We start from the raw sequence: 23,994 nt of genomic DNA, 5'->3' as shown, positions 1-23,994 counted from the left end.
CGTAGTGCGACTGTCGGGCTATGCTTCGGCAGCAAGGAACCGGACCGTGGCCTCCAACTCGTCGAAGTCGTTGGACTTGTCGAAGAAGTAGCTCGCCCCTTCGGCCATGCACTTCTGGCGGTAGTAGGGGTTGCTGTGGTTGGTCAGCATGATGACCGTCGTGGCGGGATGGTCGCGCTTGATGCGCTTGAGCGCTTGGATGCCGTTCATGCCTGGCATCTGGATGTCGAGCACGACGAGGTCCGGGGTCGTGTCGTTGACGGCGGCGACGGCCTGCGGGGAGTTTTCCGCCTCACCGACCACCTCGACGCGCTTGATCTGCGCAAGCCGGTCCAGGAGGTGCGCACGAACGGCCGGGGCATCATCGGCGATGACGACGCGCAGCGTGTCGGAGGCGACAGGAGCGTTGAGAGGCACGGCGTGGGGCCACGTGAGGGAGTGCCGGACAGGGGGCTGCATGGAGCTACCGAGGAGCGCGCGAGGGTTACACGATCATGGTAGCGCAGACCCGCGCCGAAGCGAAAGCGGGGTTTGGCCTGCAAGGTTGCACGCCCGCACCCCCGACGTCGTAGTCAACGACGCAGGCATCTGTCAGCTTTTGTCCTACAAGTCAAAACGCTGGCTCCTTTTTCAGGAAGGCTGCCGAGGATTGGGCGGCGCTTCGCAGGCGGAACCGGAGCCGGGGCGTACCTTTTTCTGCTCCTTCGTCCCCATCCATCTTGCGCCCCACCCCCTATGCCGCGCGCTGCCATCACCGCCGTCGGCCACTTCCTCCCCGAGGAGCGCCTCACCAACGCGGACCTCGAACGCCTCGTCGACACCAACGACGAGTGGATCCGCACCCGCACCGGCATCACTGAGCGCCGCATCCTCCGCGACAAGGACAAGGCCACGTCCTACATGGCCACGCGTGCCTGCCGGGAAGCACTCGACAAGGCGGGCGTCGCGGCCGAAGACGTGGACCTCATCATCGTGGCCACCGTCACGCCGGACATGCTCTTCCCGGCGACGGCCTGCCTCGTGCAGCGCGACCTCGGCGCGACGAAGGCGTGGGGCTACGACATCCTCGCGGCCTGTTCGGGCTTCCTCTTCGCGCTTTCCACCGGCGCGCGGTTCATCGAGGCCGGCAAGCACGAGCGCGTGCTCGTCGTCGGCGCCGACAAGATGAGCTCGATCCTCGACTGGTCGGACCGCACCACCTGCATCCTCTTCGGCGACGCCGCCGGGGCTGTCCTCCTGGAAGCCACCGACGACGCCGTCGACGGCAAGCCCGTTGGCGTGCTGGAGTCGGTCGAGTACGTCGACGGCTCCGGCGCGGAGTACTTGCGCATGGACGGCGGCGGCAGTCTGCACCCACCCACGCACGAGACCGTCGAAAAGAAGATGCACAGCATCCGCCAGGACGGCCGCTCGGTGTTCAAGCGCGCCGTGGAGGGCATGGCCGACGCCGCGGTCGAGCTCATGGAGAAAGCCGGACTGACCAGCGACGACGTACGCTACCTCGTCCCGCACCAGGCCAACCTCCGCATCATCGACGCGACGGCCCGCCGCATGGGCATCCCGTCCTCGCAGGCGATGATCAACATCGGGCACTACGGCAACACGACCGCGGCCACGATTCCGCTCTGCCTCTATGACTGGGAAAACCAACTGAACCGGGGCGACAACCTAGTCCTGGCCGCCTTCGGCGGTGGCTTTACCTGGGGCGCCGCCCACGTGCGCTGGGCCTACGATGGACATGCGAAGTCAGACGTAGAAGGGTAGAAGTGGGTGGCAGTCCCGCCCGCCTGGCTCACCGTGAGCTCTTTCTCTAGCCGCGCCACATCGGCTTCGCCCGTCAAACTCTTCACCCCTCACTTCCCCCATGCTCGCTTACCTCTTCCCCGGCCAGGGCTCCCAGTTCGTTGGGATGGGTGCTGACCTCGCGCTGTCGTTTCCCGAAGCCAAAGCCGTGTTCGACGAGGCCGACGCCACGCTTGGCTTCTCGTTGACCAGCCTGATGTTCGGCAGTGCCGAGGACGCCGAGATGCGGCTCACGGAGACGGAATACACGCAGCCCGCGCTCTACACGCACAGCCTCGCCGCGTTTGCCATCCTCGAAGCCCGCGGCCAGCACCCTGCCGTCACGGCCGGGCATAGCCTCGGCGAATACAGCGCCCTTGCAGCGGCCGGGGCCTTCTCGTTCACCGACGGCCTCCGCGTGGTGCGCCGCCGCAGCGAGTTGATGGCAGAGGCTCGCGCTGGCACGATGGTCGCCGTGCTTGGCCTCGAAGACGCCGCCGTGGAGCAGATCTGCACGGACGTGTCGGCCGCGGGCGACGGCGTGGTCGTGCCGGCCAACTACAACGCGCCCGGCCAAGTCGTCGTCTCGGGCGACGTGGCGGCGGTGGAGCGTGCGATGGACGCCTTCAGCGAAGCCAGCGCCAAGCGCGTGCTGCCGCTCTCGGTGAGCGGGGCCTTCCACTCGCCCCTCATGGCCGACGCCCAGGCCGCGTTCGCCGCCACGCTCGACGCGCTCGACATCCAGACGCCGCGCTGCCCAGTCGTGCTCAACGTGACCGCGGCCCCCACCACCGACCCCGACGAGATCCGCCGCCGCCTCATCGAGCAACTCACCGCACCCGTTCGCTGGTCGCAGTCGCTCAGCCGCATTCAGGACGACGGCGCGACGCGCTTCGTGGAGGTCGGCTCCGGCAAGGTGCTCTCCGGGCTCGTCAAGCGCACGCTCGGACGCCAAGCCGACACCGCGCAAGCTGGGGCGGTTGACAACTTTGGCTGACACTCCTCTGCTCTCTCCAATTCCCCCTCAGACTTTACCTCCTTGACTCATGGCTTCACTTGCAGGAAAAACAGCGCTGGTGACGGGCGGCACGCGCGGGATCGGCCGCGCCATCGTGGAAGCCTTCGCCGACGCGGGTGCGAAGGTCGCGTTCACCTACCGCTCGTCCACCGAGACCGCCGACGCGCTCGTCGCGGAGCTTCAGGGGCGCGGCGTCGAGGCAATGGCCTTCCAGGGCGATGCCGCCGAGATGAGCGCCGCCGAGGAGGCCGTCAAGGGCCTTCTGGGTGCCTGGGGTCAACTCGACGTGCTCGTCAACAACGCGGGCATCACGCGCGACACGCTCCTCATCCGCATGAGCGAGGACGACTGGGACGCCGTCATCGAGACGAACCTCAAGAGCGTGTTCAACTTCTCGAAGGCCGTCTACCGCCCGATGATGAAGCAGCGCGGCGGCACCGTCATCAATGTGTCGTCGGTGGTGGGCGTGATGGGCAACCCGGGGCAGGCGAACTACGCCGCGTCAAAGGCGGGCATCATCGGCTTCACAAAGAGCCTCGCTAAGGAACTCGGCGGGCGGGGCGTGACGGCCAACGTGATCGCACCCGGCTACATCCAGACCGACATGACCTCGGAGCTCGGCGACGCCGCCCGCGACGCGCTGATGGCTAATCTTCCGCTCAAGCGCCTCGGCGACCCCGCCGACATCGCCGCCGCCGCGGTCTTCCTCGCCTCCGACGCCGCGCGCTACATCACCGGCCACGTCCTCCACGTCGACGGGGGCCTCGCGATGTAAAGGGCTACGCGGCCTGCACACCGAACCGGAAGCGCGTCTGCGAGGCGTAGGTCTCGCCCGGCCGCAGCACAATCGACGGAAAGCCCGGCTGATTCGGCGCATCCGGGAAGTGCTGCGTTTCAAGCGCGAGCGCGGCGTGCGGCCCGTGCCCGGTGAACACCTGGATGCCGGGCTCGGTCGTCCACACGGCGAGGGTGCGCCCGCTCGACGGGGCTCTGACTTCGGCAGCCAGCTCCGGGGCAGACGTCGGCGTCATGCCGAGCACGTAGTTGTGATCGTAGCCGTTGGCAAGCGTGAGCTGCGCGTCGGCGGCAACCACATCGGCGGCGAGTCGGTCGCCGAGCCGCGTTGGTGTGCGTAGGTCGAACGGCGTGCCGTCCACGGGGCGGATTTCGCCGGTCGGGAGATACGTCGCGTCCGTCGGGAGAAAGGCGTCTGCGTGGACCGTGAGGCGGTGCTCCCGCACGTCGGCATCGGGGCCGTCGAGGTTGAAGTAGGTGTGCTGCGTCAGGTTGACAAGCGTGGGCGCGTCGGTCGTGGCGTGCAGGTCGAGCGTGAGCGCATCGTCGTCTGTGAGTGTGTAGGTCGCCGTCACGGCGAGCGCGCCGGGGTAGCCTTCCTCCCCATCGGGACTCACCCGGGTGAGCACGACCCCGCTTGTGGTGAGCGTCTCGAACGGCTCAGCCGCCCAGGCGTGTTGGTGGAAGCCGTGCGCGCCCCCGTGGATGTGGTGCGGGCCATTGTTGCACGCCACCTCGTAGGTCTGCCCGTCGAGCGTGAACCGCCCGTACCCGATCCGGTTGGCCACGCGGCCCACGAGCGCGCCGAAGCACGCCGGGTTGTGGTGGTAGTCGGCGCAGCGCTGCGTCCCGCGCGCGATCTCCTCGAAGTCGCCGTGCTGGTCTGCGGTTCGGATCGAGACGAGGAGCGCGCCGAAGTCGCTCACCTGCACGGTCGTGCCGCGGGCGTTGCGGAGGGTGAAGAGGGTAGCGCGGGAGCCGTCGGGCAGCAGGCCCCAGGGTTCGGCGGCAAGTCGGTCAGGCACGGGCACAAGGGAGAGAGGGCGAATGGGACGGGCAATCCCGACACCGTACGGCACGACCAAGATCCCGAGGGCCTGGCGCGACCGACGCCAACGTGCCGGTCGACATGCCAACGTGCCGGTCGATATGGGGAGCGCCGCGCGGCCCGCCCATCGTCCGGCCAAACACCGGGACCCTTCCCCTTGTCCTAAACGGGGCGCTATACTCCCTGGTCGTTTCCCCCACCCTGTCTGCACTCCCATGCTCGCCACGCTCGACTGGGCCGTCGTCGGCCTCTATTTCCTCGTCGTCTTCGGCGTCGCCATCGGGGCCACGATCCGCGAGCGGCGACGCGCTGCGAGCGAGGACTCCGCCGACTACTTCCTCGCTGGACGCAACGTCGGCTGGTTCGTGATTGGGGCGTCGCTCTTCGCGTCGAACATCGGCTCGGAGCACCTCGTGGGGCTTGCCGGGTCGGGCGCCGTGTCGGGTGTCGCGCCGGGGCAGTTCGAAGTGCTCGCGTCGCTCATCCTGCTGCTGCTCGGGTGGGTGTTTGTGCCGTTCTACATCAAGAGCGGCGTCTTCACGATGCCCGAGTTTCTGGAGAAGCGCTACTCGGCAGGCGCGCGGTGGTACCTCGCCACCATTTCGATCATCGCCTACGTGCTGACGAAGATCTCCGTGACCATCTTCGCGGGGGCGGTCGTCTTCAGCGCCGTCGGCGTCGAGTTTTGGACGGGCGCGCTCATCGTGGTCGTGGCGACAGGCGCCTACACCGTCTTCGGCGGCCTGCGCGCGGTGCTCTACACCGACCTCATCCAGACGTTCGTGCTCATCGGCGGTTCGCTCGCCGTGACGCTCCTCGGCCTGAGCGCCATCGGCGGCTGGAGCGGGCTGGCCGAGGGCGTGCCCGATGGTTTTCTGAGCATGTGGAAGCCGATGACCGACCCCGACTTCCCATGGACGGGCATCCTCTTCGGCGCGCCGATCCTGGGCGTGTGGTACTGGTGCACGGACCAGTTCATCGTGCAGCGGACGCTCTCGGCGAAGAACATCGACGAGGCACGGCGCGGGACCATCTTCGCGGGCATCCTGAAGCTGCTGCCGCTGTTCCTCTTCGTGCTGCCGGGCCTGATCGCCTACGTGCTCACGCAGAACGGCACCATCACGCTCGCCGACGAGAACGAGGCACTACCGACGCTCGTGGCGGCGCTCCTCCCGGCGGGCCTGCGCGGCCTCGTGATCGCGGGGCTGCTCGCTGCGCTCATGTCGAGCCTGTCGAGCGTGTTCAACTCGTGCTCGACGCTCATCACGTGGGACGTCTACAAGAAGCTCAACCCCGACGCCAGCGAGCAGCGGCTCGTGTGGGTCGGCCGCCTCTCGACGGTGGTGCTGACGGTGCTCGGCCTGATGTGGATTCCGCTCGTCGAGGCGGCCGAGGGGGGGCTGTACGTCTACCTCCAGTCGGTGCAGGCCTACATCGCGCCGCCGATCGCGGCGGTGTTCCTCTTCGGGCTGCTGTGGAGCCGCCTCAACGCCCCCGGCGCGCTCGCGTCGTTGCTGACGGGCTTCGTGCTCGGCCTGGCGCGCCTCACGATGGAGTCGGCTGGGATGGAAGCAGGCTTCTTCACCGAGATCAACTTCCTGCACTTCGCCATCGTGCTGTTCGTGATCTGCACGACCGTGCTGGTCGCGGTGAGCCTCGCCACGGCCCCGCCCTCGCGCGAGCAGATCGCCGGGCTCACCTTCGCCACCGCCGACGAGCAGACGCTCGCCCAGAGACAGGACGATCTGATCACGGCCTCCGCCTTCTCGAATCCGCAGCGCCGTCGCCTCGACCTCGCGCTCACGGGCCTGCTCATCCTCGCGGTGATCATCGTCTGGACCGTGTTCTCGTAGCCCGCAGAGCGCGGCGCTACCCTAGCCCTCTTACGTAGCTGAGCAGCGTCGATTCTTCGCCGGAAGCGCTTCTGGTGAAGAAGCACCGCGCCGTATTTTGAGCAGCCCAACTTCTCTGCGGATCCTGACAACCACCCTCTCGGTTCCGGGTGGCCCTTCCGCCCTTCCCTTCAGCCCGTACGCCCTGCTGTCATGTCGCACCCGAAGATCTGGTTCAACGGCGACCTCGTCGCCTACGAAGACGCCACCATCCACGTCCTCTCGCACGTCGTCCACTACGGCTCGTCCGTCTTCGAGGGCGTCCGCGCCTACGACACCGCGCGCGGCCCGGCCGTCTTCCGCCTTCCGGAGCACATGCAGCGGCTCATCGACTCGGCGAAGATCCACCGCATGGACTCGGGCTATGACCTCGCCGCGCTGAACCAGGCCGTCGTCGACACGATCCACGCGAGCGGCCTCGAAAGCTGCTACATCCGCCCCGTGATCTACCGCGGCATGGGCAGCATGGGCGTCAACCCGCTCAAGAACTACGTCGAGACGTTCATCGCCGTGTGGGACTGGGGCAAGTACCTCGGCGACGAGGCCATCGAGCAGGGCGTCGACGTGCAGGTGTCGACGTGGAACCGCAACGCGCCGAACACCACGCCGAGCCTCGCCAAGGCGGGCGGTAACTACCTCAACGCGTCGCTCATCAAGATGGAGGCCGTGCTCAACGGCTTCACCGAAGGCATCGCGCTCTCCGTCGACGGCTACCTCTCCGAGGGCTCGGGCGAGAACCTGTTCGTCATCAAAGACGGCGTACTCCACACCGCGCCGACCGGCCTCTCGATCCTGCCCGGCATCACGCGCAACACGGTCATCACGCTCGCGGAGTCGATGGGCTACGAGATCAAGGAGGCGAGCATCCCACGCGAGGCGCTCTACGTGGCCGACGAGTTGTTCTTCACCGGCACCGCCGCCGAGGTCACGCCGATCCGCTCCGTCGACCGCTACCAGATCGGCTCCGGCTCGCGCGGCCCGATCACGAAGCAGATCCAGGACGCCTACTTTAGCGCGCTGCGCGACACGGACAACCCGCACGGCTGGCTCACCTTCGTCAACGAAGAGGCGTCCGACACCGTGCGCGAAACGGCGGCCGCCGAAGCGTAGGAAGTTCGAAGGGAGGAGCAGGAAGCGAAGCCGCCTCGGGCTGTCAAGGTGGTGAAGGCGTAGGCCGAAGGACGGTGCACGAATCGCCGCCCCGCCCCGTCTCCGTTCTGCCAACCTCCGTCCCTCGGACTGTCCCCCTCGGGGGCGACGGAGACAGCTTGTGCGCCGTTGCAGGCATACAAGCAGGGGGGGAGCCGTGCTGGCAATCCGGCCGGCAAACACCGTCGGGCTTCTACACAGCACTTTTCCGCCTGAGGTGACCTGGCGCCGCAACCTGCTCTGGATCGACTGCAGTGGGGCACTGGCCGTGGGGGTGCTGGTGCTCGCGCTGAGTGGGTGGCTCGCCGACCTGCACGGACTCCCACGGAGCGTTCTGCTCTTCACCGGGGTGATGAACCTCGTGTACGGGTCGTTCTCCCTCTCGCTGGCGCGTCGTACGGTGCGGCCGGAGCCGCTGCTCTCGCTGCTGGCGAGCGCCAACATGGCGTGGCCGCTCGTCTGCATCGCGCTCGTTGTACTGCACCGCGCTACCATTGGGCCGACGGGCCTGCTGCACCTGCTGGGCGAGGCGATCTATGTGGGTGGCCTGGGCTTCGTGGAATGGCGCTCGCGCGACCTGCTCACGACAACTTAGTCGCTCATCCACGCATCGACGGCGTGGGCGAAGCGCTCGGGGGCGTCGGCGTCCATGCGGAGGTACAGCGCCGGTTCGATCAGCTCGACTTCCATCACGGCGAACGTGCCGACGGGCATCCGCACAAAGTCGACGCGGGCGTAGAGCGGAGCGGGGGTCAGCGTTGCCATCACGGCGTCGGCGCGCTCGCGGAGGACGGGCTCGGGACGGATGGCGCGGATGAGGCCGCCGTGCTCTTCCTGGACGCGGAAGTCCTTCGGCTTCGGCGTCTTCAGGATCGTGTGGCTGTAGGCCCCGGCGAAGTAGAACAGCGAGAACTCGCCCTCGGAGAGCACGGCGGGCACGAACGGCTGCACCATGCACGCGCGGTCCGCGAACGTGGCCGCGAGCGTCGTGCGCGTCGCGTCGTCGAGGGGCTGCGTGAGCCAGAACGTGTCGTCGGCGTTGGCGCTGACGGTGGGCTTGACGATGAGTTGATCCGTGCCGAAGGCGTCGAAATAGCTGTCGAGCGCACCGCCGAGTTTGGTATCGAGCCCCTGCGACCACGCCGTCGGGACGATCGCAATGCTGTCCGCTTCGAGGTCGCGGAGGTAGCCCTTCTCCAGGTTCCAGCGGACGAGCGCGAGCGGGTTCTCTAGCCGCGCCGACGACGCCTCGATCTCGGCGAGCACGGTGAGGAAGGCCTCGGCGTGATGCTGGTAGTCCCACGGCGAGCGGATAATGACGAGGTCGTAGGCGTCCCAGTCGACGTGCGACGTCCACGGCACGCGGTCGACGTGCCAGCCGAGCGCGGCGAGCGGCGCCACGGCGAGGTCGTCGTCGATGACGAAGCCGGTGGGGTCGGCCATGGTGAGGAAGGCGCAACGGTGCACAGCGGTCGGGAGCGAGTTCAGTGGACAGCGCCGCAAGATCGGCCTGGGCACGCATCCGCTGCGTCGAGCAGGTCTGCGCCGCCGGTCTATCTTGCCGCGCCTGTTTCCTCGCTCGCCCGTTTTCATGCGCCTACTCGTTGCTCTCTCGTTCGCGCTGTTCCTCCTCACCTTGCCCCATGCCGCGCACGCACAGTCCACAGCCGACGAGGCGTCGCCCGACGAGACCCCGCCCGACGAACCTCAGCCCGTCCGTGTCGGCGTCGTTGGGCTCGTCCACACGCACGTCCACTGGATCCTCGGGCGCGAGGACCGCGGCGACATCGAGATCGTCGGCATCGTGGAGCCCAACCGCGACCTCGCCGAGCGCTACGCCGAGCAGCACGGCTATGCGATGGACCTCGTCTATGCCGACCTTGATGCAATGCTCGACGCCGCCCAGCCCGAGGCGGTGACCGTCTTCACGACGATCAAGGACCACCGCGCCGTCGTGGAAAGGGCTGCCGCGAGAGGTATCCACGTTCTGGTCGAGAAGCCACTCGCGATCAGCCTCGACGACGCCCGCGCCATGGCCGAGGCCGCTGAGGCGGCGGGCATCCACCTGCTCACCAACTACGAGACGACGTGGTACCCGAGCGTCCACGAGACGCAGCGCCGCGTCGACGCGGGCGACCTCGGCCCGCTGCGCAAGATCGTCGTGCACGACGGCCACAAGGGCCCGCAGGAGATCGGTGTCAACGAGGAGTTCCTCGACTGGCTCATCGACCCCGAGTTCAACGGCGCGGGGGCACTGTTCGACTTCGGCTGCTACGGCGCGGGCCTCGCCACGTGGCTCCTCGACGGCCAGCGCCCGACCTCCGTTACCGCCGTCACGCAGCAGATCAAGCCCGACGTCTACCCGCTCGTGGACGACGAGGCGACGATCATCCTCACCTACCCTGAGGCCCAGGCCATCGTGCAAGCGTCGTGGAACTGGCCGTTCAACCGCAAAGACATGGAGGTCTACGGCCGCACCGGCTTCGCGCACGCCGACGACGCGACCACGCTCCGCGTACGCCTGGAGGGCGAGGACGCCGAGACGCGCTCCACCGTCGCGCCGCTGCCGGTGCCGCACGACGACCCGTTCGCCTACCTCGCGGCTGTTGTCCGGGGCGAGGTCGAGCCCGGTACCGACCTCTCGTCGCTGCCGACCAACCTGATCGTGATGGAGATCCTCGACGCGGCGCTCCGTTCGGCGCAGACGGGCGAAACGGTTCGCTTTGACTGAGCTATGCTAGGCCTCGCCAAACTCGTCCTCGGTCCCGTCCTCCTCGCGCAAGGGAAGCGCGTGCGGCGGGTCGCGCTCAAGCTCCCCGAGCCTCCGGGCGACCGAGCGGGCACCGTCGGAAGCGGACCGCCGCTGCGGTTGCTCGTCGTGGGCGACTCTTCGGCAGCGGGCGTAGGCGCGCCGTCGCAGGACGAGGCGCTACTCGGGCAGACGGTGGCAGCGCTCGCCGGAGACGTAGCCGTTGAGTTTCGCCTCATCGCCCGCACCGGCGCGACGACGGCGGGCACGCTCAAGAAGCTGCGCGGCACAGAGCCGGCTGCGTTCGACGTGGCCCTCTCCGCGCTCGGCGTCAATGATGTCACGGCGGGCGTAGGGCTGCGCGACTGGCTCGACCAGCAGCAGGCACTCGCGGCCGTGCTGCGCACCCGCTTCGGCGTACGGCACCACATCGTCTCGGGCCTCCCGCCCGTGCACACGTTTCCGGCGTTGCCGCAGCCGCTCCGGTGGTACCTCGGCACCCTCGCGCGGCGCTTCGACGCGGCCCTGCGGCTGTGGACCGACGGCGAGCCCAGCGTGACCTACGTCGCGATGGCAGAAGGCGACGCCGTGCCGCCGGACTGGGCCGAGCGGATGGGCGACCTCATGGCCTCGGACGGGTTCCACCCCGGCCCCCAGATCTATGCACACTGGGGCGCCGAGGTGGCGCGGGCCGTTCGAGCGGCCTGACGAAGGCATGCCCCCACCGAGCGAAGCTGGGCCTTCAGGCTGGGTGGCCCTGGGCCGTGCGCATGGACCGGGCAATGCCGTGCTTTGCCGCCATCAAACCGCCCAGCCGGTGTGCGCCATCGCACAGTTGCGGGGGCGAACGGAGGCTCCGCTTGGTGTTTCGCGGCTTGGCGCATGGGTTGTGTCCGCAGGCATGCACGTCACGCTCATCTCGTCTGCCCCGCCCTATCGATGCTCCGCACCACCCTCAAAGTTGCCTGGCGCGCACTGCTGCGCCGCAAAGGCACCACCGCCCTCAACGTCGCTGGTCTCGCGCTTGGGCTCGCCGGGGCGCTGCTCATCGCGCTCTGGATCCAGCACGAGCGCTCTTTCGACCGCTTCCACACCAGCGGCGACCGCATCTACCGCGTCGTCGTGGACTACATCACCGACGGGCGCATTGCCGAGAACGGCTTCACGCAGGGCATCCTCGGTCCGACGCTGGAAGAGGACTACCCCGAGGTGGAGCAGGCCGTCCGGCTGACCAGCACCGGCAACGTGCTGCGCGTCGGCGACCGGCAGTTCGAGGAGGGCAATCTCGCCTATGCCGACGCCGACCTCTTTGCGGTCTTTGACTTCCCGTTTCTCCACGGCGACCCGGCCACGGCCCTTGCCGAGCCGCTCACCATCGTGCTCACGGAGGCGATGGCGCTCAAGTACTTCGACCGCACCGACGTTGTCGGCGAGACGATGGCCACCAATGAACGTGTGAGCAACGAGGGCGTCTCGCTCACCGTCACGGGCGTCGTTGAGGCTACGCCGGAGACCTCGTCGGTCCAGGCGGACGGCCTCGTGTCGATGATCACGCTGGAGCAGAACGGCCCGGACTGGATGTGGGGCAACTGGTACGCGACCAACTTCCAGACCTACGTGCTGCTGCAGGAGGGCGTGACGCAGGAGGCCATGGAGGCCAACATGGTCGAGATGTTCAACCGCTACGCCCGCGACCGCGGTGAGGAGTTCGGCTCGTCGCTGGTGTTCCTCCTGGAGCCGCTGGAGACGATGTATCTCACCTCCAAGCGCGACGGCGTGCCGCACGGGAGCCTGGCCAACATCTACCTCTTCGGCGTGATCGCGCTCTTCCTGGTGCTGATTGCCTGCATCAACTTCGCCAACCTGTCCACGGCGCGCAGCATGGAGCGCGCGAAAGAAGTCGGCGTCCGCAAGACGGTCGGCGGGACGCGCGCTAGTCTCGCGCTGCAGTTCCTCGCCGAGGCGGTGATGCTGACCACGGCTTCGATGGTGCTGGCCCTGCTGCTCGTGCAGGCCGTGCTGCCCGCGTTTGAGCGCCTGACCGAGAAGACGCTGAGCCTCGCCACCCTCGGGCTGCCGACGTGGGGCCTGCTGACGCTGCTCCTCGGCACGGCGCTGGCCGTGGGCGTCCTCGCCGGGACCTACCCGGCGTTCGTGCTGACGCGCTTTCATCCGGCGGCCGTGCTCAAGGGCACGTTTCGCACGTCGGCGAGCGGCGCTGCGCTGCGCAAGGGCCTCGTGGTGGTGCAGTTCGCCATCTCGATTGCGCTCATCGCCGCGACAGCCGTCGTCTTCCGCCAACTCGCCTTCATGCAAGAGCGCGATCTCGGCTTCGCGGCCAATACCGAGGAGGGCCGTCTGCTGGAGGTGCCCTTCGGGGGCGACGAGCAGGTGCTCGCCCAGTACGACGCCCTCAAGGCACAGCTCGTCGCGCTGCCCGGCGTGGCCGAGGCGACGGGCTCGCAGACGCTCCCTGGCTACGGCTCGCCGAGCGCGGGCGGCGCCGTGGAAGGCCCCGACGGCACCGCACAGAACGTCTCGGTGGACCTCTACATGGTCGACTTCGACTTCCTGGACGTGATGGACCTCGACATCGTCGCGGGGCGCGGCTTCGACCCCGCCTTCAGCACGGACTCGTCGGAGGCGTACCTCCTCAACGAGACGGCCGCGCGCGAATTCGGCTATACCGACGTGGCCGACGCCGTGGGCAAGTCGGCGGGCTTCTGGGGGCGCGGCGGGACCATCATCGGCATCGTGGAAGACTTCCACCCCTACGGGCTGCGCTCGGAGATCCCGACGCTCGGCCTCCGCATCGAGAACCAGATCACCCGCTTCACGCTGCGCCTAAAGACCGACGACCTCCCCGCCACCATCGCCTCGATCGATGACCTGTGGCAGGCCGCCGTGCCCCACCGCCCGTTCTCCTACTACTTCGTCGACGAGACCTTCGACGCGCAGTACCGCGCTGAAACACGTTTTGGACAGGTGTTCGCCGTGTTCGCCGTGCTGGCCATCTTCATCGCGTGCCTCGGGCTCTTCGGGCTGGCCAGCTTCACCGCAGCGCAGCGGACGAAGGAGATCGGCGTGCGCAAGGTGCTCGGGGCGTCCGTACCGGGCCTGGTGACGCTGCTGGCGAAGGACTTCCTCGTGCTCGTGGTGGCCGGCTTCGCCGTCGCTGTGCCCGTCGTGTGGTATGGCATGAGCCGGTGGCTCGCGGACTTTGCCTACCGGACCGACGTGGGCGTGCTGGTCTTCCTGCTTGCGGGCGGCCTCGCGCTGGGCGTGGCGCTCCTCACGGTCACGAGCCAATCGCTCCGCGCCGCCACGACCGACCCCATCAACGCGCTGCGCTACGAATGACGGCGAGAGTCATGGGGCATGTGTCGGCCCCGAGCTCCCCATGACCCTTGCCCCTCGCCCCCTGACCATTGCCCCCTGACCATCGCTCCCTGACCATCGCCCCTGTGCTTCAGAACTACCTGCTCACCGCGCTGCGCTTCTTCCGGCGCCAGAAAGGCTACACGCTGCTCAACGTGCTCGGCCTGGCCGTCGGGCTGCTCGGCGCGTTCCTCATCCTCCTCTGGGTGCAGGACGAACTGCGCCATGACCGCTTCCACGAGGACGGCGACCGGCTGTACATGGCGATGCGCCACGTCTCCTACAGCAACGGTACCGTCGAGACGGCGCGCGCGATCACCTATCCGGCAGCGGCGGTCTTAGAAGCGGAGTATCCCGAGGTCGAGGATGCCGAGATGGTGACGTTTCCGAACGAGATCGTCCTCAGCCACGAGGGACGCGCCTTCCGGGAGCGCGGCTATTGGGCGGAGGAGGCGTTCTTCGAGATGTTCACCTTTCCGCTGGTGGCCGGCGACCCTGCGACCGCGCTCGACGCACCGGATGGGATCGTGATCTCGGAGCGGCTGGCGCAGTCGCTCTTCGAGACGAACGACTTCGAGGCCGTGCTCGGCCGCACCGTCCGCGTCGACGACCGCCACGACGCGCGCGTGACGGGCGTGGCGGCCCCCGTGCCGTCCTACTCCCGGCTCGACTTCGACTGGGTCCTACCGTTCGAGGAGTACTACGCCCGCAACACGTGGATGGACCACTGGGGCAACAGCGGCGCGCGGCTGTTCGTCCGCCTTGCCGACGGGGCGGACCTCGCCACCGTCAACGACAAGGCCCGCGGCCTAATCATGGAAAACGCCGACTTCACCGGCGTCGATCTTTTCCTCTACCCCTTCGGCGACTATCACCTCCACGGGACGTTCGAGGACGGGATGCAAGCGGGCGGGCGCATCGAGTATGTCCGCGCGTTTGGCGTGGTCGCATTCTTTCTGGTGCTGATCGCCTGCATCAACTTCATGAACCTGGCGACGGCGCGTGCGGCACAGCGAGCGCGCGAGATCAGCGTCCGCAAGACGCTCGGCGCGACGCGCTCGGGGCTGGCCGCGCAGTTCCTCGGCGAGGCGGTGCTCGTCGCGCTCGTCGCGGCGGCGCTGGCGCTGGTGGCGCTCGTATCGCTACTTCCGGTCTTTGGCGAGGTCGCGGGGAAGACCTTCACGCTCGGCGCGCTCGGGCCCGGCATGTGGATGCTCTTCGCCAGCGTGGCGGTAGCGTCAGGCTTGTTGGCGGGGAGCTACCCGGCGCTCGTGCTGTCGCGCTACAGCCCGGCGGGCGTGCTACGCGGCAGCGGGGGCGTCGCCAGCGGCGGGCTGCTGCGCAAGGTGCTCGTCGTCAGCCAGTTCGCGGCGTCCATCCTGCTCATCGTCGGGACGCTCGTCGTCTACCGCCAGATCGACTACATCCAGACGAAAAACCTCGGCCTCGACCGCGACAACGTCGTCATGATGACGCTCGAAGGCGGCGCGCGCGACCAGTACGACGCCTTCCGCCAGGCCCTCCTCGCCCAGCCGGGTGTCGAGACCGTCACGTCGACCAACCAGAACCCGCTCTCGGTCGGCAACTCGACCTCCGACCCGACCTGGGAGGGCAAGGACCCGGAGGCGCAGCTCAACTTTTTCGTCATCCAGGCGAACTACGACTTCATCGAGACGATGCGGATGGAGGTGGTGTCTGGCCGCTCGTTCTCGCGCGCGTTCGGGGCCGACACGACCAACTTCGTCGTCAACGAGGCGATGGCGCGGCTCATGGAAACGGACGACCCCGTGGGCGAGGGGCTCGCGTTCTGGGGCTACGAGGGCGAGATCGTCGGCATGGTGGAGGACTTCCACATGACCTCGCTCTACGCGCCCATCGAGCCGACGATCATGCTGCTGGACGCGAACCTGGAGCAGGGTCGCATGCTGGCGGTGCGGCTCGCGCCGGGCCAGACGGCCGAGGCCCTCGCGGGGCTAGAGCGCACCTTCGCCGAGTTCAGCCCCGGCGTACCGTTTGACTACGCCTTCCTCGACGAGCGCTTCGGGCGGATGTACGAGTCCGAGCGCCGCATCGGGACGCTGGCCAACCTGTTCGCGCTGGTAGCGGCCTTCGTGGCCAGCCTCGGACTCTTCGGCCTGGCGGCCTACGCGGCCGAGCGTCGGCGCAAGGAGGTGGGCGTGCGCAAGGTGCTCGGGGCATCCGTGCCGGGCGTGGTGGCGCTGCTCTCGCGCGAGTTCGTGGCGCTGGTGGTCGTGGCGTGCGGCGTGGCGTTCCCGCTCGCCTACCTGGGCGCGGAGCGCTGGCTCGGCGGCTTCGCCTACCGCGCCGACCTCGGCGTGGCGCCGTTCCTCCTCGCAGGTACCAGTGCACTGCTTCTTGCCACCCTCACCGTCGGCATCCAAGCCTGGCGTGCGGCCACCGCCGATCCTGTGAAATCGCTCCGCTACGAGTAAGCCGCTTCGCGGCGTCGCAGGTCCTAAGTCCCAGGTCCTAAGTCTGAGACCGCGGCGACCTGGGACCCATAACCTTTGACTTACGACCCATGCTCAAGAACTACCTCTTCGTCGCCTTCCGAAGCCTTCGTCGTCGCAAGGGCTACGCCGGGCTCAACGTATTTGGGCTGGCCGTGGGCCTGGCGTGCTTCTTCCTGCTCGGGCTCTACGTCCGTGACGAACTCGCCTTCGACCGCTTCCACGCTGACGTGGAGCAGATCTATGCCGTCGGCACGGTGAGCGAGCGCAGCGGCGAGACATACTACAGCATGGTGCACGCGCCCCCGGTGACTGGACTGATGGCCGAGCACGTGCCCGAGGTGGCGGCGACCGTCCGGGAGTACGCTGCCCGGGTGCAGGTGCGCGTCGCTGACGACCGCTTCGACGACCAGCGGCGGCGCTACGTCGAGCCGGGCTTCTTCGAGGTATTCGACTTCCCGCGCGTGGCTGGCGACCTCACCACGGCACTCGACGCCCCCAACCAGGCCGTCCTCTCCGAGCAGGCCGCGCAGCGCTACTTCGGCCAGGCGGACCCCATTGGGCAGACGGTCTCGATCGACGTGACCCCCGACCTCTTCGGCGGCACGTCTGAGCCGCGTGACCTCACCGTGGTCGCCGTCGTCGAGGTCCCGCGCACGTCGTCGATCACGTTTGACCTGTTGGTTTCCGTTGCGACGCCGGGCGGCGTGCTCACCGACCCCGACATATGGACGATACACCTGAGCGGCGGGGCGTTCGTACGGCTCCAGCCGGGCGTAACCCAGGCGCAGCTCAGCGCGGCCCTCGACCGCTTCGCCACGGACGTCTACAACGAGCGCGCCAACCGCACGGTTAATTTCCACGCCATCCCGCTCACGGACTTCTACTTCTCCGACTTCTACCGATCCGATGGGCTGCGGGGCGACGCACGCTACCTTGCGCTCTTCGGCGGCATCGCGCTGCTGGTGCTGCTCATCGCGGTCGTGAACTACACGAACCTAGCGACCGCGCAGGCTGCTGACCGGACCCGCGAGGTGGGCGTGCGCAAGGCCATCGGCGCGGGACGAGGGCAGCTCGCCGGACAGTTCCTCGGCGAGGCGCTGCTGGTGAGTGCGGCGGCGTTCGTGCTGGCGGTGGTGCTGGTGACGGCGGCGCTGCCGGGTTTCAACGCGCTCTTCGGGACCGACCTCGGCACGGGCCTCCTCCTCAGCGGTGCCACGCTGCCACTGATGCTGGCGCTGGCGCTCGGCACGGGGCTGCTCGCCGGGGCCTACCCCGCGTTCGTACTCGCGCGGCAGCGACCGATGGAGGTGCTCCGCGCCGGGGGCGCGCCGCAGGGCGGCAGCGCGGGCCTGCGCAAGGTGCTCGTGGTTGCGCAGTTTGCGGTGACGGTGGCGCTGCTCGTCGGCGTGGCAGGCATCGTGAAGCAGCTCCGCTACGTCCAGACGGCCGACCTCGGCTTCGACGGCGAGCGGGTGCTCCACGTCGAGCTGGACGACCTTGCGGAGCAGTCGGAGGCCGCGAAGGCCGCGTTTCTACAGCATCCTGCCGTGCGCGTGGCGAGCGCCACGGGGGCGGCACCAGGCAACTACTGGGGGATGTACTCCGCGGGGGACCTCGAAGGGCAGCCCACTTCCGAGGACGGGGCCTCCTTCACGTCGCTGTGGGTCGTTTTTGCTGACGCCGACTACGCCGACGTGCTGGGGCTCGACCTCGCTGCCGGGCGCTTCCTCGACCCCGACATCGCCACCGACGCGACGAACGCCGTCGTCCTCAACGAGGCCGCCGCGCACGCGCTGGGCTGGGCCGAGGGCGACGCCGCCGTGCCCGCCGCGCTCGGCAAGACGATGAACTGGGTTGCAGAGGGTAGCCAGATCGTGGGCGTCGTGGAGGATTTCCACTTCGGCTCCATGCATGACGTCATCGAGCCGGCGGGCATCCGCTTCGGCGATCCCAGCCCGGATAACCCCAGGCCCGACCACACGGGGCTGCTCCTCAAGCTCGACACGCGAGACCTGCTCGTCACGATGAGCGAGTTGGAGGCGACCTGGCGCTCGCTTGCCCCAGACGCACCGTTCGAAACCACGTTCGTTGATGAGTACTACGAGCAGATGTATCGGTCGGAGGTGCGTCTGGGCCGCATCCTCGGCGTCTTCGCTGGGCTCGCCATCTTCGTCGCGTGTCTGGGGCTCGTCGGCCTGGCCGCCTTCACCGCGCAGCGTCGGACGAAGGAGATCGGCGTGCGGAAGGTGCTCGGCGCCTCCGTGGCGAGCATCCTGCGCTTGCTCACGCGCGACTTCGCGCTGCTCGTGGCGGTCGCGTTCGTGGTGGCGGCCCCAGTTGCGTGGTGGGGCCTCCAGCGTTGGCTGGAGAGCTTCGCCTACCGCGCGGAGGTCGGCGTAGGCACGGTGCTCCTGGCAGGCCTCGCGGCACTCGCGGTGGCGCTGCTGGCCACGGGGGCGCTGGCGTGGCGCGCGGCGCGCATGGATCCGGTGCGAGCGCTGCGCTACGAATAACGCTGGGACAGCGAACCCGACTCCTCGGCCTGCGAGCGCCCAACGGCTGTGCGAAAGCGCACAGTTCGACATGCAGAACTATGCCTTTTGCCGTGGTGCCCCGCTTGGTTCGTCCCTTGTGTGAGGACGATTCATCGCACGTTGACGAGCGCGGGCCGCGCCTTCGTCTCTCCCTGACCTGCGACCTACGCCCCCAGACCTTCGACCTCATGCTGAAGAACTACCTCCTCATCGCGCTGCGCACCCTGCGTCGTCAGAAGAGCTACGCCGCCATCAACGTGCTCGGGCTCGCGCTCGGGCTGGCCTGCTTCCTGCTCATCATGGCGTATGTGCAGCACGAGGTCGACTACGACCAGGTCCACCCCAACCTCGACCGCATCCACCGGGTCGTGCAGCAGCAGCCCGGCAACATGTTCATGGGGTCGGACCGCTTCGCCGTGACGCCCGCGCCGCTGGCAGGCGCGCTCGTGGCCGACTACCCCGACGTGACGCATGCGACCACGTTTACGTACTACGGGGCGCTGCTAAGCGTGGACGACACGCACACCTACAAGAAAGGCCTCTGGGCAAGTGCCGATTTCTTCGCCGTCTTCGAGGGCTTCCCGCTTCTCCAGGGCGACCCCGCTACGGCGCTCGCCGAACCGGAGTCGGTCGTGCTCACCGAGGACGTCGCGGCCAAGCTCTTCGGCGAGGCCGCGCTGTCGGACCAGAGTGTGCTGGGCCAGACCGTACGCCTCGACGGCGAGAACGACTTCACCGTCACGGGCATCGTGGGTGCGCCGCCCGAGGCGAGCACGGTGCAGTACACCTTCCTCGCTGCCATCCTCTCCCAGCGCAACTTCACGGCCGACCTAGAGCGCTGGAACAACAACTCGTGGCAAACCTTCTTCACGCTCGCCGACGGCGCGGACCCGGCCGCCCTGGACGCCCAGATGCCGGACCTCCTCGCGCGCAACCTCTACGACGGCTCGAACGAGTGGAACTCGCCTGACACGCCGCAGGAAGACCGCAACCAGTACGAGGTGCAGGCCTTCGCCGATGTGCATCTCCGGTCGGACATCAACTTCGACATCGGGACGCCGGGGAACGAGGGCATGGTGTGGCTCTTCGGCTTCATCGGGCTTGTGATCCTGCTGCTGGCGTGCGTCAACTACACCAACCTCGCCGTTGCGCGGTCGATTAAGCGCGCGCAGGAGGTCGGCGTACGCAAGGCCATCGGAGGGAGGCGGGCTCAGATCGTCGCGCAGTTTCTCGGCGAGTCGGTGCTGATGGCCGCGCTGGCACTCGTGCTGGCGCTCGTGCTCGTCCACGCGCTCCTCCCCGTGTTCGGCGACCTCGTCGAGCGTCCGCTCTCGGTTGACTACGGGAGCGGCTGGCTCGTACCAGGCCTCGTGCTGCTCGTGGGTGCCGTCGGCGTGGTGGCAGGCAGCTACCCGGCGCTCTTCATGGCGCGGCTGGAGCCGATGCAGGTACTCAAAGGCACCGTGCGGGGGAGCCGGTCGCGCCCGCTGCTCCAGCGCGTGCTCATCGTCGGGCAGTATGCCGCGTCTATCGTGCTGGTGGTGGGCAGCCTCGTTGTCTTCCAGCAGCTCCGGTTTGTCTCGCAGAGTGACCCCGGCTACGAGCGTGAAAACGTGGTCACGATGCGCCTCGCCGACTGGAGCCTCCGCGAGCATGTCGCCTCGATCGAGGCGCGCTGGAGCACGCACCCCTCGGTAGTCACCACGGCATCGGTGGGCGAGCTGCCCACGAGCATCAGTTCCAGCACCAGCCTAGACACCTGGGAGGGACACCCGGAGAGCCTGGAGGAGGACATGACGTTCTACCAGATGCCCACCACACATGACGTGCTCGACGTATTCGGCCTCGACCTCGTGGCCGGTCGCTCGTTCGACCGCGCCATCGACGCGGACACGAGCCTGGTGCTCCTCCTCAACGAGACGGCGGTGCGCGACATGGGCTGGACGCCGCAGGAGGCCGTCGGCCGGTGGATCAGTCGCAACGACCAGCACTTTACGATCATCGGCGTGGTGCAGGACTTCCACCAGCACTCGATGCACCTGCCCATCGCGCCCATCATGATTCGGCTGGAGCCGTTCTGGGTGAGCTACGTCACCGCGCGCGTTCAACCAGGCGACCTTCCTGCAACCATGGCAGCGTTGGAAGCGCACGTCGCCACGTTCACCGACTACCCCGTCGAGGTGCAGTTCCTCGACGCGGAGTTCGACAAGCTCTACAGCGCCGACCGCCGCCTCGGACAGACCTTCGGCTTCTTCACCATTGCCGCGCTGCTCATCGCCACGCTCGGTCTCTTCGGTCTCGCCGCCTTCGCCGCGGAGCAGCGGACGAAGGAGATCGGCATCCGCAAGGTGCTCGGCGCGGATGTGCTTGGGCTCGTGCGTCTGCTCTCGCTCGACTTCGTGAAGCTCGTCGCGGTGGCCTTTCTCGTGGCCGCGCCCATCGGGTATGCGGTGATGCAGCGGTGGCTAGCGGACTTCGCCTACCGCATCGACCTCGGGCCGGGGCTGTTCCTGGTGGCGGGCGGGGGTGCGCTCGTGATCGCGCTGGCGGCGGTGAGCGTGCAGGCGCTGCGGGCGGCGACGGCCGACCCCGTGCGTAGCCTTCGCTACGAGTAGCCTTTGCTCTTCCCTGCTCCCGCACTTCGCCTCTGTCGCACTTCGCCTCTGTCGCACTTCGCCTCTGTCGCACTTCGCCTCTGTCGCTAGGTCCCGGGCGATCGTCCGGGGCTGCGACCGCCCCTCTTCGCACACGTCTGCCCTGCGGTCATGCTCAAGAACTACCTCCTCGTCGCCCTCCGGGGCCTGCGCGCCCAACGTGGGACGACGCTCCTCAACGTCGTCGGGCTGGCTGTGGGACTGGCCTGCGCGCTCCTGACGGGCCTCTACGTGCGGCACGAACTGAGCTACGACCGCTTTCACGAGCACGCCGACCGCATCGTGCGGGTGGCGAAGGACGAGCCTGGCTCCGAGTTCATGGGGACGAGCCGCTATGCGCTCACGCCGGCCCCGCTGGCGGAGGCGCTGATGCGCGACGTACCGGAGGTCGAGCGCGCGGCGCAGGTGCAGGCCGTGGAGGCGCTCCTGGGCACGGACCCGGACACGCGCGCCTACCGCGACGGCCTCTTCGCGACCCGCCACTTCTTCGACGTCTTCACCTTCGATCTCCTCGACGGGGACCCAGCGACCGCCCTCGCGGAGCCCAACTCCGTCGTCCTCACCGCGTCGACGGCCCGCGCCTACTTCGGCGACACCAATCCGCTCGGGCAAACGCTCGACGGGCGCCTCGGCGACGACGCGGCTGCGCTCACCGTCACCGGCATCGTCGCCGAAGCGCCGAGCAACAGCCACCTCGCCTTCGACTTCCTGTTGGCGATGACGACCTCGGAGTACTACACCCGGACCGTCGAGCGGGACCGCTGGGGCAGCAGCGACTACCACACCTACGCCCTGCTCCGCCCGGACGCAACGCCGGACGACCTCACGCCCGCGCTCGACGCGTTCGCCCAGACCTACATCGCGCCCCTCGACTTCTTCCGGGAGAACCCGGAGCGGCTGACGGTCTTCTTCACGCAGCCGCTCACCGACCTCCACCTCCGCTCCGACCTCAACTTCGAGCTAGGCGTGGGCGGGAGCGAGCGCTATGTGTGGCTGGTGGCGGCCATCGGCGTGCTAATCCTGCTGTTGGCGTGCGTGAACTACACCAACCTTGCCACGGCGCGCGGGGCGACGCGAGCACAGGAAGTGGGCGTGCGCAAGGTGCTCGGCGCTGGGCAGGCACAACTCGCCGGGCAGTTTCTCACCGAGGCCCTGCTCGTGACGTTTGTGGCGCTCGGGCTGGCCGTAGCGCTGGCGCAAGCCGCGCTCCCGACCTTCAGCGACCTCGTCGCACGCGACCTCTCGCTGGCCGTGGTCGCCACGCCCGCGTTCTGGGGCATGATGGCGGTACTCGGTTTGGTGGTGGGGGTGCTCGCCGGCGGCTATCCGTCCCTCGTCCTCGCTCGCCTGCAGCCGGCGCGGGCCATGCAGGGGAGCCGCCCTGGTCGCGGGCGCTTCTTCCGCAACAGCCTCGTGGTCGGGCAGTTCGCCGTCACGACGGCGCTGCTCGCCGGGACGCTCGCCGTACACCAGCAGGTGCGCTACGTCCAGACCGCACGGACGGGCCTCGACCGCGCGCAGGTCGTCGCCCTCCCGCTCGAAGACCGCGCGACCGTCCGGCAGTATGACGCGCTGAAGGAGACGCTGCACGAGCACACCGGCGTCCTCGCCGTGACGGCCTCGCAGCACAGCCCCACGCGGATCATCGGACAGTCCGGCATGACGCGCTGGGAGGGTGTCGACGAGGGCGAGCGGGTCGGCGTGTTCAACTCGGCCGTGCGACCTGGCTTCGTGGACGCCTTCGGGCTGGAGATCGTCGAGGGACGCGACTTCATCGAAGGGCACGAGGCTGACAATGGCGGCGCGCTCATCAACGAGACGCTCGCGCGCGAACTCGGCTGGGAAACAGCCGTCGGCCGCTGGATCGACGTGCACGGCTGGGAGATGCCCATCGTCGGCGTCGTTAAGGACTTCAACTTCCTCTCGTTCCGGCAACCCGTGGCGCCGCTCGCGCTCTACAACAACGGGAATTGGGTATCGCGCCTCCTCGTGAAGGTCGACCCCACCCAGGTCCCAGAGACGCTCGATCACCTAGAGGCCACGATGGCGACCGCCGCGCCAGCCTATCCCTTCACGTATGAGTTCGTGGACGATGCCTACGCGCGGATGTACGCCGACGATGTGCAGTTGGGGCGGCTCTTCGGCGTGCTGACAGCGCTGGCGCTGCTCGTGGCTGGGCTCGGACTCGTGGGACTGACGACGTTCATGACGGCCCAGCGGACCAAAGAGATCGGCATCCGCAAAGTGCTCGGCGCAACAGTGGCTCAGATCGTGGCGCTGATCTCCGCCGACCTCGTCAAGCTCGTCGTGCTCGCGTTCGTGATCGCTGCGCCGGTTGCCTATGTCGGCCTGCGCCGCTGGCTCGACGACTTCGTCTACCGCATCGAACTAGGGCCAGGGCTCTTCCTGGTCACGGGCTTCGTCGCGATAGCGCTCACCCTCCTTGCGGTGAGCGTGCACGCGCTCCGGGCCGCCACCGCCGACCCCGTGCGGAGCCTGCGCTACGAGTAGGCAGCCTGCA

At 68.2% G+C, this 23,994-nt stretch carries 16 protein-coding genes; 13 read left to right on the top strand and 3 right to left on the bottom strand.

All coding sequences use genetic code 11. The annotated features are described in order from the left end of the window. Positions 1 to 18: 18 nt before the first annotated feature. Positions 19 to 417, bottom strand: coding sequence for a response regulator transcription factor (locus tag AAFU51_06950; GenBank protein ID MEO1570991.1), 399 nt, complete (start codon positions 415 to 417; stop codon positions 19 to 21). Between the two features lie 318 nt (positions 418 to 735). Between AAFU51_06950 and AAFU51_06945 the strand changes: the two genes are divergently transcribed. From AAFU51_06945 to fabG, 3 genes are all read left to right on the top strand, one after another. Next, positions 736 to 1,764: a beta-ketoacyl-ACP synthase III gene (locus AAFU51_06945; GenBank protein ID MEO1570990.1), complete on the top strand. Its 1,029-nt coding sequence runs from the start codon at positions 736 to 738 to the stop codon at positions 1,762 to 1,764. Positions 1,765 to 1,864: 100 nt separating this feature from the next. After that, positions 1,865 to 2,779 carry an ACP S-malonyltransferase gene (gene fabD, locus AAFU51_06940; protein MEO1570989.1) on the top strand — a complete coding sequence of 305 codons (915 nt, stop codon included), beginning with the start codon at positions 1,865 to 1,867 and terminating at the stop codon, positions 2,777 to 2,779. A gap of 49 nt (positions 2,780 to 2,828) precedes the next feature. Next, positions 2,829 to 3,575: a 3-oxoacyl-[acyl-carrier-protein] reductase gene (gene fabG, locus AAFU51_06935; GenBank protein MEO1570988.1), complete on the top strand. Its 747-nt coding sequence runs from the start codon at positions 2,829 to 2,831 to the stop codon at positions 3,573 to 3,575. Between the two features lie 4 nt (positions 3,576 to 3,579). Here the strand turns inward: fabG and AAFU51_06930 are convergent, their stop codons facing one another. Continuing rightward, positions 3,580 to 4,620 carry an aldose epimerase family protein gene (locus AAFU51_06930; GenBank protein ID MEO1570987.1) on the bottom strand — a complete coding sequence of 347 codons (1,041 nt, stop codon included), beginning with the start codon at positions 4,618 to 4,620 and terminating at the stop codon, positions 3,580 to 3,582. A 238-nt stretch (positions 4,621 to 4,858) separates the two neighbouring features. Here AAFU51_06930 and AAFU51_06925 point away from each other — a divergent pair, with 238 nt between their 5' ends. The 3 genes from AAFU51_06925 (at position 4,859) to AAFU51_06915 (ending at position 8,279) form a co-directional block, all read left to right on the top strand. Beyond that, positions 4,859 to 6,496 (top strand): sodium:solute symporter, encoded by a 1,638-nt coding sequence (locus AAFU51_06925; GenBank protein ID MEO1570986.1) that lies wholly within the window; start codon positions 4,859 to 4,861, stop codon positions 6,494 to 6,496. A 192-nt stretch (positions 6,497 to 6,688) separates the two neighbouring features. Next, complete coding sequence (locus AAFU51_06920) at positions 6,689 to 7,645, top strand: branched-chain amino acid transaminase (GenBank protein ID MEO1570985.1); 957 nt, start codon at positions 6,689 to 6,691, stop codon at positions 7,643 to 7,645. Positions 7,646 to 7,901: 256 nt separating this feature from the next. Continuing rightward, positions 7,902 to 8,279 (top strand): hypothetical protein, encoded by a 378-nt coding sequence (locus tag AAFU51_06915; GenBank protein ID MEO1570984.1) that lies wholly within the window; start codon positions 7,902 to 7,904, stop codon positions 8,277 to 8,279. Here AAFU51_06915 and AAFU51_06910 read toward each other — a convergent pair. Then, on the bottom strand, positions 8,276 to 9,127 hold the full coding sequence (locus AAFU51_06910; GenBank protein MEO1570983.1) for a hypothetical protein: 852 nt from the start codon (positions 9,125 to 9,127) through the stop codon (positions 8,276 to 8,278). The two genes, AAFU51_06915 and AAFU51_06910, sit on opposite strands and share 4 nt — an antisense overlap. Positions 9,128 to 9,275: 148 nt before the next feature. Between AAFU51_06910 and AAFU51_06905 the strand changes: the two genes are divergently transcribed. The 7 genes from AAFU51_06905 (at position 9,276) to AAFU51_06875 (ending at position 23,984) form a co-directional block, all read left to right on the top strand. Continuing rightward, the gene (locus AAFU51_06905; protein MEO1570982.1) at positions 9,276 to 10,415 is read left to right on the top strand and encodes a Gfo/Idh/MocA family oxidoreductase; all 1,140 of its coding nucleotides are present in this window, start codon (positions 9,276 to 9,278) and stop codon (positions 10,413 to 10,415) included. Positions 10,416 to 10,418: 3 nt separating this feature from the next. Beyond that, the gene (locus AAFU51_06900) at positions 10,419 to 11,141 is read left to right on the top strand and encodes an SGNH/GDSL hydrolase family protein (GenBank protein ID MEO1570981.1); all 723 of its coding nucleotides are present in this window, start codon (positions 10,419 to 10,421) and stop codon (positions 11,139 to 11,141) included. Positions 11,142 to 11,372: 231 nt separating this feature from the next. After that, positions 11,373 to 13,793, top strand: a complete 2,421-nt coding sequence (locus AAFU51_06895) for an ABC transporter permease (protein ID MEO1570980.1) — start codon at positions 11,373 to 11,375, stop codon at positions 13,791 to 13,793. Positions 13,794 to 13,897: 104 nt separating this feature from the next. Next, a complete protein-coding gene (locus tag AAFU51_06890; GenBank protein ID MEO1570979.1) occupies positions 13,898 to 16,264 on the top strand; it encodes an ABC transporter permease in 2,367 nt (788 codons plus the stop codon). An 89-nt stretch (positions 16,265 to 16,353) separates the two neighbouring features. Then, entirely contained in the window at positions 16,354 to 18,798 is a 2,445-nt protein-coding gene (locus AAFU51_06885) for an ABC transporter permease (protein ID MEO1570978.1), read from the top strand. A 209-nt stretch (positions 18,799 to 19,007) separates the two neighbouring features. Continuing rightward, positions 19,008 to 21,434: an ABC transporter permease gene (locus AAFU51_06880; GenBank protein MEO1570977.1), complete on the top strand. Its 2,427-nt coding sequence runs from the start codon at positions 19,008 to 19,010 to the stop codon at positions 21,432 to 21,434. Positions 21,435 to 21,584: 150 nt separating this feature from the next. After that, positions 21,585 to 23,984, top strand: a complete 2,400-nt coding sequence (locus tag AAFU51_06875; GenBank protein ID MEO1570976.1) for an ABC transporter permease — start codon at positions 21,585 to 21,587, stop codon at positions 23,982 to 23,984. The last annotated feature ends 10 nt before the right edge of the window (positions 23,985 to 23,994 follow it).

Source organism: Bacteroidota bacterium (assembly GCA_039821555.1).
Lineage (GTDB): Bacteria > Bacteroidota > Rhodothermia > Rhodothermales > Rubricoccaceae > JBCBEX01.
This window is presented reverse-complemented; position numbering and strand designations above follow the sequence as displayed.

Excerpts from the sequence above, each read along its gene's own strand:
- fabD (MEO1570989.1), top strand. The coding sequence starts at position 1,865 with ATGCTCGCTTACCTCTTCCCCGGCCAGGGCTCCCAGTTCGTTGGGATG.
- AAFU51_06920 (MEO1570985.1), top strand. The coding sequence starts at position 6,689 with ATGTCGCACCCGAAGATCTGGTTCAACGGCGACCTCGTCGCCTACGAA.
- fabG (MEO1570988.1), top strand. The coding sequence starts at position 2,829 with ATGGCTTCACTTGCAGGAAAAACAGCGCTGGTGACGGGCGGCACGCGC.
- AAFU51_06895 (MEO1570980.1), top strand. The coding sequence starts at position 11,373 with ATGCTCCGCACCACCCTCAAAGTTGCCTGGCGCGCACTGCTGCGCCGC.
- AAFU51_06880 (MEO1570977.1), top strand. The coding sequence starts at position 19,008 with ATGCTGAAGAACTACCTCCTCATCGCGCTGCGCACCCTGCGTCGTCAG.
- AAFU51_06885 (MEO1570978.1), top strand. The coding sequence starts at position 16,354 with ATGCTCAAGAACTACCTCTTCGTCGCCTTCCGAAGCCTTCGTCGTCGC.
- AAFU51_06875 (MEO1570976.1), top strand. The coding sequence starts at position 21,585 with ATGCTCAAGAACTACCTCCTCGTCGCCCTCCGGGGCCTGCGCGCCCAA.
- AAFU51_06900 (MEO1570981.1), top strand. The coding sequence starts at position 10,419 with ATGCTAGGCCTCGCCAAACTCGTCCTCGGTCCCGTCCTCCTCGCGCAA.
- AAFU51_06925 (MEO1570986.1), top strand. The coding sequence starts at position 4,859 with ATGCTCGCCACGCTCGACTGGGCCGTCGTCGGCCTCTATTTCCTCGTC.
- AAFU51_06945 (MEO1570990.1), top strand. The coding sequence starts at position 736 with ATGCCGCGCGCTGCCATCACCGCCGTCGGCCACTTCCTCCCCGAGGAG.
- AAFU51_06905 (MEO1570982.1), top strand. The coding sequence starts at position 9,276 with ATGCGCCTACTCGTTGCTCTCTCGTTCGCGCTGTTCCTCCTCACCTTG.
- AAFU51_06910 (MEO1570983.1), bottom strand. The coding sequence starts at position 9,127 with ATGGCCGACCCCACCGGCTTCGTCATCGACGACGACCTCGCCGTGGCG.